The organism is Sulfitobacter sp. NFXS29, from assembly GCF_040148765.1.
In the GTDB taxonomy this organism is placed as follows: domain Bacteria; phylum Pseudomonadota; class Alphaproteobacteria; order Rhodobacterales; family Rhodobacteraceae; genus Sulfitobacter.
In genome coordinates, this window is record NZ_JAGDED010000012.1 from 32,752 (window position 1) to 47,900 (window position 15,149).

Genomic DNA, 15,149 nt, shown 5'->3' on the forward strand with positions numbered 1-15,149 from the left:
AACAACCTATGCCGGAGATGCCCCTCCAGCCGATAGAATTCTCCAGCATCAAACTCTGACCTAAAATACGAATGTGAGTATGCTTGGAAGACGAAACATCACACATTTTGCTTTCGCTTTAAACGCCGAACGTACCACTACATTCTTGGCAAGCTTCAATGCGCATATCAGTTTGTGTAGTATCCTGAGTAAGCTTGATAGCTATCGCCGTATCCATAACGCTTTAACTTATGCCGGTCTATCTGGCTGAGGATCAAGCCGCTCGGCTTGAGATTGACACTCTCTAACGATTTCAGTCCATCCAATACTTGGCGGTGGGTAACACTGTCCCATTTTACAGAATAGATAATTGCATCTGCCAGTTGCCCCAGTACGCGAGCATCTGGGACGGCGAGGACAGGTGGCGAGTCGATAATGATATGATCATAATGGTTCCGCAACTCCTTGATGAAGTCGCCAAATGTCCTCGAAGAAAACAGATCAGCTGCATTCACGCGCGACCTCTCACCATAAAGAATGTCCGCATTCAGTCCTTCATCATACACGGTGGCATCTTTCAACGAGATGTCCCCGGACATTACCGACAGGAAACCATGGGGATGATTGTGGGTGAAATACTCAGCGAGAACACGGCGCCTCAGATCACCTTCAATCAGTAGGACTTTTGCGCCCAGTCCCGCAAAGTTCTGCGCCAGAGCAATTGATTGAGTTGTCTTCCCTTCACCTGGTACCGAAGACGTGGACATAATGACCTTCGGCGGCGTATCGAGGTTCGCTAGAAGGATTGACGTTCTCAAGTTCCGCACGGCCTCAGCCGCTGCGGAATTCGGCTTTTGCGTCAAATACTCCAGAACGTTCCTGCGCGCTTTCACAGAAATCTTAGGGAGCTGGCCAATCACCGTATATCCGGTTTTTGCTTCGAGATCTTCTGGTGTGCGGAATGTATTTTGAGCCATTTCGCGGAGCAAAACCGCAGCGGCCCCTGCCATAAGCCCAAGAATAAGAGAAAGCGCTAGTACGCGTGACTTTCGCGGCGCAGAGGGGGCAGGGGGGACCACAGCCCGGCTCAGAAGGCGGCTATCAGCCTGCTGAATGCCCTGTTGAATGCTCGTTTCCTTTAGCCGGCTCAGGAAAGCCTCGTAAAGAAGACGGCTGGCCTCGACTTCGCGCTGCAACTGTTCCAATGTCACCAATTCTTGGGATTGATTGTCGATGCGCGATGTCACGTCAGCGATAGACGCTTCAATGGCGGCTAGCTGCGACCGCGCACGAGCCGCTTCAAGCTCAGCCTGGGCAATGAGTGCCTCGCTGCGCGAATTGAAAGCTTCTTGGCCGCCCTCACGTCCTTGTTCTAACCGCAGCAAGGCCTGATCCAAAAGAGTGTCTTGGGCTACTTCGGCAAAGGCGTTTGGATCACCCGTTTCTGCAGCATTCTGTAACTTTTCTAACTGTGTTCTCGCTGTCGCCGCTTGGGCCGCGAGTGTCAAACGCCGATCCCTAAGGTCTTTCACTTGCCGGTTAAGCGCAGCAAGTGCATCTGCATTGATAAGATCAGTATTTGTGGAAAAGTTCTTCAGCTCCGCTTGAGCCGATTCCAATTCGACCTGAAGGCCACTAACTCTTTCACTAAGCCAAGCAGTAGCCGCTTCTGTCTTCTCAAACTTCACAGAAATTTGGTTCTCGATGTAAAGTTCAGCCAGCCGATTTGCGATCAGAGCCGATTTCGCAGGATCTTGCGTTGTTGCTGTTATCACAAAAACGAAACTTTGGCGCAGATTAGAGACTGAGAGGGCGTCAAGAACTGCGTTGATGGTCCTGTCGAGCGTGGCTCTTTCGGAAACGACAAAAGAAGGTTCTTGGGCACCAAATATTCCTCGTACAGCTCCAACAATCATGCCAATCGAAAACCGAGGGCTGGGCTGAAGAGCGCTGTTGAACTCTGGATCGTTTAGCAAATCTAAGTCTAACACCAAGGTCTCGATCAATCCGCGCGAACGAAGAACCTCGACTTCGGTGTTGATTGTCGATTGATCGCCGCCCAGTCCGGTAACCACGCTCTCAATATCCATCACCTGTTCCTGCCGGCTCTCAAGAGCTACGGCAGACTTAGCAGTGTAGACTGGGACCGCGACCCCATAGGCATAAAAACCTCCAAGACACAGCGCAAGAAATCCACACAGAGCGATCCACAACTTGCCGCGCCAAAGAGTTTGCAGCAGATTGGCAAGGTCAATTTCATTGCCGTCGGTAGGTTCATTGAGGGGATGCCCCGATGCATTGGAAAACTGTTTCATGCTGTCTATTGGTAACCGGTATCAACTCTGTTGGCGTCTCCTAACCCCAAACACTTTTTAATGCCACCTTCTATTGAGACCCGAGCGCGACCTCGCCTTGCGGGCGCGTCTGAAGTCCAGATTCGGGGAATAAGAGGCTTGCATGGGGGGGGCGTTCTGGTTCGTTCTCGCCACATTTGAGTGTAGCGTCTAGCATTCCGCTTTTATGGCTCTCGGGCTGAATGAAATGTGCATTGATGGACAATCATAGGATATTTAAATCTCCTACTTTTTCCATTCAGAGCTACAGGCGTGAATCCGCTTGGACACACTTGTCAAGCGGTCCGGCAAATGGCAATCAGCGCGTGCCGCAACAACAATGCTGGGAATGTAGTATGCGACGGGCCAACGCTTCCGGCAGTGTGGCGTCAGGCTTTTGTGTGGTGACACCTGCAAGTTTGATCTTTAGGTACGGAGCGAGGAGCTAGAAGTTCAGCATGAAAGACTATCTATGCAAGACCCTTGTACCTTCGCGTACGGCCGCTAGAATACGTCATAGTTTATTGCTTTTCTTCGGCACACTTATTCTTTGTGCCAATGTTCATAGTTCCTAGGTTCTTTTCTGATGCATGATTTACTGATATTCGGTGTTGCCTTTTTCATTAGTGTGGTATTGAGCACGCTTTTTATTGCGCGTCCGAATCTTCTTATGTCGCCTGAGCACATGCTTCGCGACCTTACTGCACCGCAGGCCCAACATACACGTCCAACCCCGCGTGTCGGGGGTATTGGAATCATTTTGGGTCTCAGTGTTGGCTGTGTGTTCTATACCAATGACATAGGGCGCGACCTTCTTTTTGCCCTTGCAGCAGGTGCAGTTGTGTTCTGGGCCGGGCTACTCGAAGATATTTACCGGAATGTTAGTCCCCGTAATCGGCTTTTTGCAGCCTTCATTTCCGCAGCCCTTGCGATCGGCGTCACTGGGTCTCTTGTGCCCGACTTAGGTCTAACCGAGGGTGCGTTGTTGGAATGGGTTGTCCCTGCCATCGTGATCACCCTGCTTTGGTCTGCCGGCACATGCCATGCATTAAATTTGGTGGACGGGTTGAACGGTCTTTCAGCGCTCTATTCTATGGCAGCTTCCATAGGTTTTATCGCCATCGCTGGTCAGACTGGGGATACAGACATCCAGATTGTAGCGGGGCTCCTATCAGTTGCGATATTCGGTTTCTTCATCTTAAACTGGCCCTTCGGGCGCATTTTCCTGGGTGACGCCGGCGCTTACGGTATCGGCCATATTTTAGCGTGGCTCGGGATTGTGCTTGTTGCCCGGAACCCCTCTGTGGCTGGTATGGCGGTCTTGTTGTTACTCTTTTGGCCGGTTTGCGACACGCTTCTCTCGATCGTGCGCCGGCGCGCAACACGCCGCGCAACGGGCCAACCGGATCGGCTGCATTTTCACCATATCGCCGTACGAACCGTCGCCATGTTGAAGGGGCGCCGGGGGCGGTTCGATAACCCAATTGCAAGCCTACTTCTTGTGCCATTTTTCTCGACTCCGATCGCCGTTGGAGTCCTGCTGTGGAATCAACCCCTCATGGCAACTATTGCGCTGGCAAGCTTTATTCTTTTGTTCGTAGTGACTTACTTGGCTGCCGTAAAATTTTTCCCTGCGCGACGCGTCCGTCGGGTCCGCTATTTCGGGGTTGGATCACTTGGCAAGAAACGATCAAGACTTCAGGTGTCGCCGTTGTCTGGTACCTATGTTCGGGAGAGCGAAGTTCTAAATGTTCAGATTTTCCGGGAGTCAGGTAAAGCCAAGTGGACGCTGCAAGCCTTCTCCGCGGACAATGAGAACGTGGCCTACGAGGGTACGTTTCCGACGGATGTTGAAGCCCACAATCGGTTTCTCAAGAAAGCCTAACGAGTTGCATTTATGAGCTCGCGGCCGATGATATCGCTAGCTTAACTTGCTGACCTGACTGCGGTGCAGCGATGTCCGGACATCGCGCCCCATTAAGTCTAGCAAAACGCCAACCCTCTCAGAATCTGGGATCTGATCAACTTGCGTGATAAAATCGGCAAAAGGGCCTGATAGGATCCGAATCTGGTCCCCGACTTCAAGATCATCTGCGGGCTTCAAGAGTTCATCGGGACCGCAGCGGGCTTGAAGGCCGGCGATGAGGCTTTCCGGCAGCGGGCGGGGGTGGCGTGGATCCTGCAAGAGAAGCCGCGCAATGCCGCGGGTACTGTTAATAGCAGTCCAGCCAGGGGTGGCTGGATCGAATTGGACAAAAAGATAACCTGGAAATAGGGGTTGGCGCCTTTGCATAAGACGGCCCTGATACGGTCGGGTGCCCATACGCTCCGGGGAAAAACTTTCAAACCGCTGACGACGCAGATGGGCGCGGGCCTTCGCAAGCCCATTCGGGCGCAGCTGCGCTACGAACCAGCCGATTTTAGGCGCATCCGACATTTTTGGTCCTTTATCCGTAAGCGCCATGGGCGGGCAACAATAACAGAGCGAGGTCACTGATAACCGATTATTGACGACCTAACTTACATGCAGTGTCGAAGGAATGCCGCCCCGCGAGGCTTCCCATTTTTGGGCAAACTCTTGCTACCTTAGCATGGATAGAGGGAGACCCAGTCAATGCCCCCCCTACAGCTCATCTGCAAACCCCATCAGAGAGGTGCATGGCAGAGTACCGTTAATTTACGGAGCTGGCGACGCTGGTCAACAAGGAAGGGGTGATCTGAGTGATGACGCGGTTCCACCGGGTGACGGGCTGTTCTGCAACGAAGATAACATCGTTGGGCCGCAGCTCCATGCGGGTGGCTAGGATAAGTTCCGCCGCATTCTTAGCATTCAGATTAAAAGCGGTCACCGCTTCGCGGTTGTCCTGCGATCCTCGCAGGACATAGATCTGCGTTGGGTTGCCGGTTTGCGTATCGAATCCGCCATGGGAATATAGTGCGTCGGCCAGCGATGCCGTACGGCCGAAGGGCAAGGTGAACCGGCCCGGTTGGCTCACTTCACCAGTTAGGTAGGCATAGTCGCGCGCAATAGCATCATTGTCCAATTGTGCCTCGAAGTTTGACCGGCTCTCTTCGAGTGCAGCCCGGCGCAGGGTCACTTCCGCTTGCAGTTCTGCAAGGGCCTGTACGCGTGCCTGCTGACGGAATTGGCGCAGCGTGATCTGTTCTGCAAAATATGCTTGCGCGCGATCTAGCTGATATTCGGTATCGACGAAAATACTGTCACCAGCGACAAGCCGTGTTTTTTGCAGGTCGGGAGACTCCAAATAGGTTTCCAGCGGAATCTGATAAAGATCGCCTTGGCGGTAGAGACGAATGGAGGCATATTCCAGATCAGGTGTTTGGATGCCGCCGGCTGTTGCGATGGCTTGATCCAGCGTGAGGGGGGTGAGAGTGATCGGAATGACAGCCGCGGTCCCGACTGCACCGCCGATGGAGACTCGTTTTGAGTTGAATTCAGCAATCTCGAGGCTGAAGGAGGGGTCAATCTGAGCTTCCAGAAGGCGTTGGAACAGAGCTGCTTCAGCGTCCTCGAGAGTCAAACCAGCAACAGTGACCCGCCCGACATCCGGGATCGCAATCGCGCCGTCATCTTGAACGGTATAGCCTTGGCGTCGGTTTTGTGCGGCCAATAGACCACTGAGTTCTTCTACTGTGCTACCCCCACTTCGCGAGGCCAGCAGGAGCACATCGCCTACGCCAATATCATATGTGGTGATTGGGGGTGTCTTGGGAACACGCAAGGCCAGGTCGGCAGGGCGGGTTTGGATCTCTGAGACTGGTGAAGGGGTGGCACCGGCGCCGCGCATCGCGCCCGCGCCGCCAGCGTTTTGGAAAAATGCAGCTGGAAGCTCTTTTGGAACATAGGCGGCACTGTTCGCCGCCGTTACTGTGGCCGATGTCAAACGCACAATGCGCACCTTGCCTTCTTCTTCAGATACGGTGGGCGAAACATAGGCCACACCGCAGCCCGTGGCGAAGGACAAAAGTGAGATAGCAATCAAATGTTTAAACATGGACAAACCTTTGGCAAGCAATCGGCGAGCGACATATGCAATTTTTGTTGGAACGGTGACCGGCGTCTGAACGCTTTTCACCGGAGCCTGTTATAACAGACCCTCAGAATTCGAGTTGCGCTCAGCATCCCCATACAGGCGGCAGGACACAACCCGCCCGGCTCGGCATGGTCGCTTGTTTCTTCCTTTATGCCGTTTTTGCAACAGGTTTCTGAGTGCTCCATGCAGCGGTGAGTTGTAATGCAAAAAGCGGCAGGCAAAGTGGTCTTAGCCGTTCTCGGATGGCCGACGAAGCCGCGTACCCTGACCTGAACGCTTACCTAAAGGATCGCTTCGCCTTGGACCCTTGTGTCTGTTCGGTGAAACCATACTAATCGAGGAATTTGACGCCCAAGCCCAGAGAAACCGCTTGGATCGGCGATTATAGGCTCGTCGGAGGCACATGCTATTTAGGTGTGGCCTATCGGCCGCAGTCCAGCTAACTCGAGATTCAATAACCTCAAAGTCGGCCACGAATACACCGGGACAAAATCTTGCTACCCCGCATCCTATCACAGCTTGATCCTCGGCGCCGTTCGGCGCCTAAGAATGTGACCTCCGCGCGGATCCGCCCAGAGGCGGCATTCTTTGCGATCGGTGATATTCATGGCTGCGCAGCTCACCTCAATCAGATGTTCGGTCTTTTGGATGAGGTTGCCCGCGGAAACGAGATCTGCGTTTTTCTAGGAGACTATATTGATCGCGGCCCGCACTCGCGGGAGGTTTTGCTTCTTCTGTATGAGTTGAGCCAATCAAGGCCGGATCGCGTGATCTGTTTGATGGGCAATCACGAGCGCATGTTGCTCAACTTTATTGACGATCCAGCGGGGACGGGAGTGGGGTGGCTCCGAAATGGTGGTGTTGCCACGCTCACCAGTTTTGGCATCGAAGTGCCCGAAGATGCCATTCACTCAGGCGCGACGGTCGACTTGGCCCAGCAGTTCGAAGATGCGCTGCCCAAAGGCTTGCAAGAGTGGCTACGGGTTTTGCCCAAACATTGGTCGACGGGTAACATGCATTGCGTGCACGCGGCAATGTCGCCCAATCGCCCGCCCGAAGACCAGCGCGGAGCGGTCTTGCTTTGGGGCCATCCCGACTTTTTTTCCAAGCCCCGTACGGATGGTAATATTGTTGTGCACGGCCATACGGTTGTTAGGCGGGCGGATTTATCTAGTGATCGGATTGCTGTGGACACTGGCGCGTATCTGACAGGGCGATTGACGGCCGCCCATATTATGCCTGGGGAATGTCGCTTTATAGAGGCGCGTGCCTGAGCGGCAGTTGGCTAAGTCTACAAATTCAGCCTTTCAATTGCTGTCTTGCCTCTTTATGCGTTCATTTGTGAACGCTGCGACCGTTCTATCCTGGAGCTGCCTCCCGCATGCTCTGGTGCGGTAGCCGTGGCGCAATGAGACTGTGACCAAACCTAGTAATGACGATATTCGCTTCCGCGTAATGCGGGCGCTCGAAGCCAACCCCCAGCTCTCACAGCGTGACTTGGCCAAGGCGCTTGGAATTAGTCTGGGGGTGGTCAATTACTGTCTGAGAGGATTGGTCGAAAAGGGCCAGGTGAAGGTCAGCAACTTTCGCGCCTCTGGCAACAAGCTGCGCTACGCTTATGTGCTGACGCCCCGCGGGGTGTTAGAGCGCGCGCGGCTGGCCAAGAACTTTCTCCAAAGGCGTATGGCGGAGCACGAAGCGTTGCGGGCGGAGATCGCGGCGTTGCAGGAGGAGTTGGGCGCGGAGAATGCGGGGCAGGGGGCCCGGCAAGAGTAGCTCGACACAAACCCCCGGTAGTTTATCGTTATCGGGGATTGGTGAAAGCATTGTCCCGCACAGCGTAGATATACCAAGGCCAAAAGTAATTAAGTAGACCATCGCGCTTAAAGAAATCGAAACCATTAGGCAGCCGACTTATAAAACTCGATCTACAGCGATGCCAATTTGATCATCGACAAGAAATTGCGTAACGTTTTCTCGTATCGGGTTGCGATACGGCGGAACGAGGCTTTCAGCCTGCCAGAGAAACGCTCGATTTTGTTGCGTTCCCGGTAGATTTCAACATCAAATTCGGCGGGTAGTTTGCGGTTGGTCTTGGGGGGGATCACGTCGATAGCCCCTTGTTCCCAGATCAAGCCTCTGATCAAGTCAGCGTCAGATGCTTTGTCCGCGAGCACATGTTGGCCAGGTTGCAAGTTGCCCAGTAGCGTCTTGCACGGCGGCGCGTCATGAGCTTGGCTGGGTGTCAATTCATATCGGATCGGCAGCCAATCCTGATTGGTAAGCGCATGTATTTTCGTGCCTAATCCGCCCCGTGAGCGACCTAAACAGAGGCGCGGGTCTTTTTTAGAGTCGTGGCGGAATGATGCGCGCGCACGCTAGTCCCGTCGACCATCACTGTGTCAACGTTAGGCGCGTCGGCGAAGGCGTCCATGATCCGGTCCCAGTGGCCCGCGTAGCTCCACCGGTTGAAGGGATTATAGACCGTTGTCGGTGGGCAGATCGGCCCAAGGGATGCCGGTGCGCAGGACGTAGAAAATGCCGTTGATCACGCGGCGGTCATCAACCCGCTTCTGGCCGCGCGTTTTGTTAGGCAAGAGAGATTTGATGAATTCCCATTCCAGATCGCTCATGTCTGATCGCGCCACTTGCATCCTCCCGCCCGTTGTTCGGATGAAATGAATCACAAACCTATGCCCATGAACAAGAATTAATAGGTGTGCTGTCTAGTTATGAACATAGAACCACAATAAGCGCAGCTCCACTTCGCTTACTAGAAAGAAAATTAAAATGCTCGACGACAATATCATTAAAGACAACAACATCGTTAAAGTTGGCAAAGATGTGATCCTTCAAGAATCCGAAGCCTTAGTAACTTTGGCCGATGAATTGCCAGAAAGTTTCGCCGCGGTCGTGAATCTGATCCTTGGATCGCAAGGGCGAGTCATTGTTTCTGGGGTAGGGAAGTCTGGACACATTGGGCGCAAAATTTCCGCCACCTTGGCTAGTACGGGGACGCCAAGCTTCTTTGTGCATGCTACGGAAGCCAGCCATGGCGATCTAGGAATGGCAACTCCGAACGATATTTGCGTCTTGATCTCCAACTCTGGAGAAACAAAGGAGCTGAGCGATTTGGTTGCCCATACACGAAGGTTCTCAATCCCGCTCATTGCCATTTCGTCAGGTGGAAAGAGCGCATTGATAAAGGCGGCCGATTACGGACTGCTTCTCCCTAGCTGCCCCGAGGCCTGCCCAATGGGGATGGCCCCAACCACTTCAACCACACTGGCTCTCGCCCTTGGAGATGCGTTAGCTATTGCGCTTATGAAAGAACGTGATTTCCAGCCGGAACACTTCCGCACCTTCCACCCAGGCGGCAAACTTGGGGCGCAACTTGCCCTAGTTTCTCAGCTGATGCACGAGGGCGAAGCCATACCGATGGTGCGGGCCGACACGATGATGGACGAGGCTCTGCTCGAAATGACCTCCAAGGGTTTCGGAACAACGGGCGTGCTGCGTCATGGAAGACTTTTCGGGGTGATCTCGGATGGCGATCTACGCCGCAATATGGCTCGTCTCATGAGTTGTTCCGCTGAGGAGGTGGCCACGATAGATCCGATAACCGTGTCACCGTGCACTTTCGCGACGCAGGCTTTAGCGCGGATGAATGAAATGAAGATCACTGCGCTTTTTGTGGTCGACGATATGCGGAAGCCCGTCGGAATTCTACATATGCACGATCTGCTTCGAACTGGTGTCGTATGACCGCAAAGACGGCCATGAAAACTGTTATCCTGATCCCAGCTCGCTATGCCTCGACTCGCTATCCGGGCAAGCCGCTTGTTGAACTCATACTGCCTTCGGGTGAAAAGAAGTCACTGATACGGCTTAGTTGGGAAGCGGCACAGCGGGTTAAGGGTGTTGATGAAGTGTACATTGTCACCGACGACGTCCGCATCCGCGACGCTGCAAACGCCTTTGGATCGAATGTGATAATGACCAGCGCAGATTGCGAGAACGGTACAGCTCGCTGCGCTGAAGCGCTATCGAGCGGCGGCATTGATGCTGACCTTGTGGTGAACCTTCAGGGAGATGCACCGTTGACCCCAGAATGGTTCATTGAGGACTTGATCGCGGCGATGCATGAAGATACCACGGCACAGGTAGCGACACCCGTCGTGCAGTGCGATGCGCTAACCTACTCGCATTTCCGTGAAGACCGCAGGGCAGGAAGGGTCGGCGGCACGACTGCGGTTTTCGATCGGGATCGGCGTGCGCTCTACTTTACGAAAGAAGTTGTCCCCTACATCGATCCGTCCAAGAAACCTATGGAAGTAATTCCTGTGTATCACCATGTCGGAGTCTACGCCTATCGTCCCTCGGCGCTGAAGGCATACACTGATTGGCCCGCTGGGCCCTTGGAGGAGCGCGAAGGTTTAGAGCAATTGCGGTTTCTGGAAAACGGTCAAATTGTGCGTTGCGTTATAGTCGAGGGCCGTGGTCGCGTGTTTTGGGAACTAAACAACCCGGAAGACGTAAATCGCATCGAACGTGTATTGAAGGAAATTGAGCTATGACTGAACACCTCACCGTCCCAGTGAGCGACCTTAGCATTGGGGGCCATAACCCGATTGTCCTCATTACTGGCCCTTGCCAACTCGAGAGTCTCGATCATGCTCGGATGATTGTCGAGAAGATCACCGAGGCTTGCGCACCGACCAACACCAAATTTATCTTCAAGGGCAGCTATGATAAGGCTAATCGGTCATCGATTGGCACTCATCGCGGTTTGGGCATGGAGGACGGGCTGGAGATTCTCAACCGAATTAAGGAAGAGTTCAAAGTCCCGGTAATTACTGACGTTCATAATGAGCATCAATGTGTGCCAGCCGCCGAAGTCTGCGATGTACTGCAGATCCCGGCGTTCTTGTGTCGTCAAACTGACCTTCTCCTCGCTGCAGGTGAAACCGGCGCTGCAATCAATATCAAGAAAGGGCAATTCCTCGCCCCTTGGGACATGTACAACGTTGCGGAAAAGGTTGCCTCTACTGGCAACCGAAAAATTATGCTCTGTGACCGCGGCACTTCGTTCGGGTATAACACGCTTGTGAGCGATTTCCGGAGCCTTCCAATTATGGCACGCACCGGTTATCCTGTAGTCTTCGACGCCACCCATTCAGTGCAGCAACCTGGCGGACAGGGGGTGACCTCGGGCGGGCAGCGCGAGTTTGCTCCAGTGCTCGCGCGAGCTGCCTGTGCGGTAGGTGTCTCGGCGGTATTCATCGAAACGCATGAGGACCCAGACAACGCGCCTTCGGACGGCCCAAACATGATTCCGCTAAGTGAACTTGGAATTCTTATCAAGACGCTACGCGACTTCGATGCACTAACAAAGACATTATGATATTTAGCGCGAGGCGAAGCTTTATGTTTGTCCAATTCCAGCCATTTTATTGATGACTGCAGTGAGCTATGCAGTTGCCGCTTTCGTTGCACTCAGGCGAGAAGATGCCCTTGTTTCGCCCGGTGCTCCGGATCCGCTGGGTCCGTTCAAAACGAAGCTGTACTTCAATGATTGGAAGTCAACATTTCGATTTCTCACATATACCCTTTTCTATCGCACTGATGTTCAGGTCACTATCAACTGTGGGGCAAACTGGATCGTTTCTCGTCCGGGAAAGTCAGCCGGTCCCGTAGCTGAAAAGTACCTGAATTCGTTTTGCGAAATTGCTGGAGAGAAACATTTGTTCAGCGAGCTTCACACGCGCGATCGGTTTGCGCCTTGGAGCTTCCTACAAAGACTGACCTGCTTAGTGAAGTTTCTTTCAGAGCGAAGTGATCTAGCTTTGTATCGACGGATATTATTCGGTGCTGCCCATGCCAGATTCTGGGATGACGAACGCACGCTGCAGAAAGCGCTCAGTAAATTAGACGCCCGGGGTCTAGTTACTTTCTGCGACCAGATCGGAACTGAGAACCATATCGCTCAGGTCGCGGTCCGCCAAGGTATGAAGACCGTAACCCTACAGCATGGACAATATCGACTGCTGAATGCGGAAGGGATGTCTCCTGATATTGAGGCGATCTACAATTTTGTCAGCGAGACTATGCTTTGTTGGGGAGAAGCGACTATCCGAGAATTCGAAAAGGTAGGCGTGTCACGCAACCGGTTTGTGCCCGTCGGAGTGATTTCGATGGATTCTGTGAAGGAATCAAATCTGTCGCCCCTGCGCGTTCAGCGATCCAGACGGAACGCTTTTGGTTTAGCTTTGTCCGGAGACAACAATCTAGAAAACAACTTTGAGTTGATTGAGTTCGCACGCGAATTACAGTCTGAAACCGGCATGTCCTGTTTCGTTCGCATTCACCCACGCTCTAACATTAATCTCTATCCTTCCCTTGCTGAGCTCGCATACACAACGTCGGATACGAAAGAAAACTTCATTGATCTAATCGATATAGCCGTGATGTCGTCCACTGGTTTCTTCTTGGATTGCTACCGTTTAAGGTGCCCTTTCGTGTTTCTCGACTCTCGCTTTCTACCTGAGCCTTTCCGCGCCTCCGGAGTGGTTGTCCGCGGAGTGAACGAAGTTCTTGGAGTACTCGATCGTTATGACTGGGACCGATTGGATGAGCTGATTCCCTACAACTATAATGATACTAAGGCTCGCGCTCAAAGAATTAACGAGGTACTCAATGGTCCGTTTTAGCCCGGTGAAAATAGTCTGGGGAGCCCGCGCTCTCCTATTTTCGATTATTGCCAAGCGCATCGGCTTTCCTTCATACATCGGCAAGCCTTGTTTCGTCATCGGTGTTCGGGGAATTGAGATAGGTCAGCGGTTTCGTTGTTTTCCCGGGCTGCGACTGGAGGTTTCCCCCGGTGCCCTACTGACCGTCGGCAATGATGTCGGATTTGCGCAAAACGTACACATTATTTGCAGTCACTGTGTCACAATCGGCGACGGGGTTCGAATTGCCGCGCAGGTAGCGATTACAGACACAAAGCATAGGTTTCGGTGCAACGGCGTCGGTGCTTTCGACCCTGCTGATGATGAGGTTAGTTCGATAATGATTGGGAAAAACACATTTATAGGGACCGGTGCGGTGATCGAAGCGGGTACGATTTTAGGAGCAGAGTGTGTAGTAGGCGCCAATTCTTATGTTCGAGGTCAATTTCCAGATAGCTCAATCTTGGCAGGGTCGCCGGCTCGGGTCATCGGAAAACGCGGCTTTATGACTGAGCTATGATGGACAACGATTTGGGATGCTGAAGTTAAACCTAGATAATATCATCTTTTTTACATTTCTGGTAATTTTAAGTATAGTTGTTGCGCTTGTTTTCCCGAGTCTTCTTGGGCTCTGGCTCCTTATTTTATCAGCCTGGATTGCTTTAGTAGCAGCGAATATTACGACGGTTCTCTACGCGTTTATTAATATCTTCTTGGCGTTTACATTCGACTACTACTTGCGTTGGGAAAATACGCTAACCCTATTCTATCGTGGCGATGGCGCTTCGATGGAGCACCTCTGTCTGTTGACCACGCTCGTCCTCTTAGTATTCTATGTGCTAGAATCCTCAAGAGCTTTTCGGCTGAACCTATACGCACACATCCCAGAGCTGAACCTTCGCTTTAGCCGTCTTTCGGGCTGGGTGGCTACCTGTACGTTAATGGCCGGCGGAATCTATGTTTCGGTCACATCGGGCACGGTTTTTCAACAACAGTTTGACCTCGATGAAATAGGCCGCTATGCTTTTCTTGAATATTTATCCCTCCTAATTATTGTGGCGCTATTTTCACAAGAGCGCGGTCGAACCGCGCGGATGCTTTTCGTTGCCAGCGCGATATTTTATACTCTCTGTTTGGTCTTGGCATCATATCGCATGGCCGGTACACTTTCGGCTTTGGCGATATTTCTTGGCCTAATGTCTGGACGGAAGGTGGCTAAATACAATATTGTAGGTATTATTTTGGTCGGTTTTGTTGCCATGGCGGGAATAGGTATCTTGAGAACAGGTATTATGGAAGTCAACCTCCTTTCATTGCTTGGATATAAGTACCTAGGTTCATATGGTAACGTGCTCGACAGCACTTTCACCGGCGTGATTGAAACCTCCTTGATTTACAGTAGTTATTCTTTGAGCCTTTCTTTCACGCAGGTACTCGGTAACTTCATAGCTATTATCGCTCCGTTTCCTAGTTCGTTCATGCCTGACAGCCTAAACTATCACGCGATGGCAAAGGCATACCATCAGACTCGTGTTCCAGGCGGTGGTGTCGTCGCTGGCTATTTGCTGTTTACTGACTACCTGCTAGCGATTCCGCTTCTGTGGTTCTTTGCGGTCACGCAGCCTATTAGGCTTCGGATTGGACGGGAGGCTCGTCCGCGACATAATTCTCCACATCATCTAATGTATGCGATACTAATGATTACGATGATGCGCTGGAGTCTTTATGGGGTTTACGTACTGTTCAAATTTGTTGGCATTTTCCTATTTATTTTTTTGGTCGACGCGACCGTTAGGAATTTTTTCGGCCGCCGCATCAATGTGAAGTGATAACGAAACAAACCTGTTGTTCGATTAGTGACATGTTGAAAAAAGATGAATTCTTCGAACAACTTTTCTTAGAGCGAGCCGTTGCTCACGGTGAGGGGGTTATATTCGCTGGACGAAAAAGGCTAAAAGCCTTACACTTTCTTGGGTCGCGTGATACGCTAGGCTTAAGGCAGCTTGGTAATCCCCCCCCCCCCCGAGAGGTCTCTTAAGGAGCTGTTTCTAATA

General features: G+C 52.3%; 12 protein-coding genes and 1 pseudogene. 9 read left to right on the forward strand and 4 right to left on the reverse strand.

Going from position 1 to position 15,149, the window contains the following annotated elements; all coding sequences use genetic code 11:
- Window positions 1-167 precede the first annotated feature (167 nt).
- A complete protein-coding gene (locus J3456_RS16790; RefSeq protein ID WP_349581307.1) occupies window positions 168-2,294 on the reverse strand; it encodes a GumC family protein in 2,127 nt (708 codons plus the stop codon).
- 604 nt (window positions 2,295-2,898) lie between these two features.
- Between J3456_RS16790 and J3456_RS16795 the strand changes: the two genes are divergently transcribed.
- Window positions 2,899-4,197, forward strand: coding sequence for an MraY family glycosyltransferase (locus tag J3456_RS16795; RefSeq protein WP_349581308.1), 1,299 nt, complete (start codon window positions 2,899-2,901; stop codon window positions 4,195-4,197).
- 36 nt (window positions 4,198-4,233) lie between these two features.
- Here J3456_RS16795 and nusG read toward each other — a convergent pair whose 3' ends face one another.
- Both nusG and J3456_RS16805 read right to left on the reverse strand, forming a co-directional pair.
- Window positions 4,234-4,749, reverse strand: a complete 516-nt coding sequence (nusG, locus tag J3456_RS16800) for a transcription termination/antitermination protein NusG (RefSeq protein ID WP_349581309.1) — start codon at window positions 4,747-4,749, stop codon at window positions 4,234-4,236.
- Window positions 4,750-4,984: 235 nt separating this feature from the next.
- Complete coding sequence (locus J3456_RS16805; protein WP_349581311.1) at window positions 4,985-6,328, reverse strand: polysaccharide biosynthesis/export family protein; 1,344 nt, start codon at window positions 6,326-6,328, stop codon at window positions 4,985-4,987.
- Window positions 6,329-6,861: 533 nt separating this feature from the next.
- Here J3456_RS16805 and J3456_RS16810 point away from each other — a divergent pair.
- Window positions 6,862-7,641, forward strand: a complete 780-nt coding sequence (locus J3456_RS16810; protein WP_349581313.1) for a metallophosphoesterase family protein — start codon at window positions 6,862-6,864, stop codon at window positions 7,639-7,641.
- A gap of 142 nt (window positions 7,642-7,783) precedes the next feature.
- A complete protein-coding gene (locus J3456_RS16815) occupies window positions 7,784-8,143 on the forward strand; it encodes a MarR family EPS-associated transcriptional regulator (protein ID WP_349581314.1) in 360 nt (119 codons plus the stop codon).
- Window positions 8,144-8,295: 152 nt separating this feature from the next.
- On the opposite strand, the pseudogene J3456_RS19475 reads toward J3456_RS16815, so the two are convergent.
- Window positions 8,296-9,021: pseudogene (locus J3456_RS19475) on the reverse strand (IS5 family transposase).
- 136 nt (window positions 9,022-9,157) lie between these two features.
- Here J3456_RS19475 and J3456_RS16830 point away from each other — a divergent pair.
- The 6 genes from J3456_RS16830 to J3456_RS16855 all read left to right on the forward strand — a co-directional run bounded on the left by J3456_RS16830 (window position 9,158) and on the right by J3456_RS16855 (window position 14,924).
- Window positions 9,158-10,132, forward strand: a complete 975-nt coding sequence (locus J3456_RS16830) for a KpsF/GutQ family sugar-phosphate isomerase (RefSeq protein WP_349581317.1) — start codon at window positions 9,158-9,160, stop codon at window positions 10,130-10,132.
- Between the two features lie 14 nt (window positions 10,133-10,146).
- Window positions 10,147-10,944, forward strand: a complete 798-nt coding sequence (locus J3456_RS16835) for a 3-deoxy-manno-octulosonate cytidylyltransferase (RefSeq protein ID WP_349581318.1) — start codon at window positions 10,147-10,149, stop codon at window positions 10,942-10,944.
- Window positions 10,941-11,771, forward strand: a complete 831-nt coding sequence (kdsA, locus tag J3456_RS16840) for a 3-deoxy-8-phosphooctulonate synthase (RefSeq protein WP_349581319.1) — start codon at window positions 10,941-10,943, stop codon at window positions 11,769-11,771. Before J3456_RS16835 ends, kdsA begins: the two co-directional genes overlap by 4 nt.
- Before the next feature lie 61 nt (window positions 11,772-11,832).
- Window positions 11,833-13,077, forward strand: coding sequence for a hypothetical protein (locus J3456_RS16845; RefSeq protein WP_349581320.1), 1,245 nt, complete (start codon window positions 11,833-11,835; stop codon window positions 13,075-13,077).
- On the forward strand, window positions 13,064-13,615 hold the full coding sequence (locus J3456_RS16850; RefSeq protein WP_349581321.1) for an acyltransferase: 552 nt from the start codon (window positions 13,064-13,066) through the stop codon (window positions 13,613-13,615). The genes J3456_RS16845 and J3456_RS16850 overlap by 14 nt, the downstream gene beginning before the upstream one ends.
- 16 nt (window positions 13,616-13,631) lie before the next feature.
- Window positions 13,632-14,924, forward strand: a complete 1,293-nt coding sequence (locus J3456_RS16855) for a hypothetical protein (RefSeq protein WP_349581323.1) — start codon at window positions 13,632-13,634, stop codon at window positions 14,922-14,924.
- Window positions 14,925-15,149: the final 225 nt, after the last annotated feature.